Annotated in this window: 1 protein-coding gene and 1 pseudogene; both read right to left on the bottom strand. The window is 72.6% G+C overall.

The features are described 5' to 3' along the window. Positions 1 to 204: pseudogene (locus K7472_RS32225) on the bottom strand (ATP/GTP-binding protein); the annotation flags it as partial. After that, on the bottom strand, positions 185 to 805 hold the full coding sequence (locus tag K7472_RS32220; RefSeq protein ID WP_222982809.1) for a DUF742 domain-containing protein: 621 nt from the start codon (positions 803 to 805) through the stop codon (positions 185 to 187). The gene K7472_RS32220 and the pseudogene K7472_RS32225, both read right to left, overlap by 20 nt. Positions 806 to 953 lie beyond the last annotated feature (148 nt).

Here is a 953-nt window from a genome sequence, read left to right as displayed (position 1 = left end):
CACGGTCGTCGTGGTCTTGTCCGGCGCGTGCGTCAGGTCGTCGATGCCCGCGGACGCGGACGTCATCACGGCTTCGGTGCGCAGCGGGTTGATCTCCGATACGGCACCGACGAACGTGGTCTTGCCCACGCCGAAGCCGCCCGCCACCACGATCTTCGCGGAGGTGGTGGAGCGGGCTGCACCGCTAGAGCTTGCGAAGTCCACTGAGCACCCTTTCGAGCAGTGTCACATCTGGTTGACCGCCGGCGGCTTCGTCGCCACCGGGCTGGTGGATGGCGACGAGTCCGGCCTCCGCCAGGTCGGCGACGAGGATTCGGGCGACGCCGAGGGGGATGGAGAGGAGGGCCGAGACCTCCGCGACCGACTTGACCTCCCGGCACAGATGGCAGATCCGCTGGTGCTCGGGGAGCTGGCCGCGCAGCCGCTCGGGGTCGGCGGTGGTGGACACCAGCGCCTCGATGGCCAGTTGGTAGCGCGGCCGGGTGCGTCCACCGGTCATGGCGTACGGGCGCACCAGGGGTTGCTGGTCCGAGCCGAGCGGCGTGCGACGGCCGCCGCGCGCCCCCGTGCCGCCTCCCGAGGCCCCGCCCGCGCCGGTGCCCGCGCCGCGCGGTGGCGGCATGTGCGGCTCGATCCGGGGCACGGGCGGCTGCTGGTCGTACGACGGGGCCTGCTCGGGCTGCTGCCCGGGGCCCGGCCGCAGCCGTGGGCTCGGCGCCGAAGGGAAGTTGAATCGCTTCAGCGGTGCTTGCTGCGGCTGCTGCTGCGGACCGCCATAGGGGTGTCCGCCTGGGGGCGTTGCCACGGTTCCTCCTCCAGCTGGGCGGATTGCCGGTCTTCGGCGGGCCGTTGGGCCGTCGAGCCTAAGGGACGCGTCACCGAACCTTACGGTCCGGTGGCGCGTCGGCGCATGCCTGTCCGGCGGTTGACGCTAGCCGAGGAGGCTGCCTTGC

Source organism: Streptantibioticus parmotrematis, assembly GCF_019890615.1.
GTDB classification, from domain to species: domain Bacteria; phylum Actinomycetota; class Actinomycetes; order Streptomycetales; family Streptomycetaceae; genus Streptantibioticus_D; species Streptantibioticus_D parmotrematis.
This window is presented reverse-complemented; position numbering and strand designations above follow the sequence as displayed.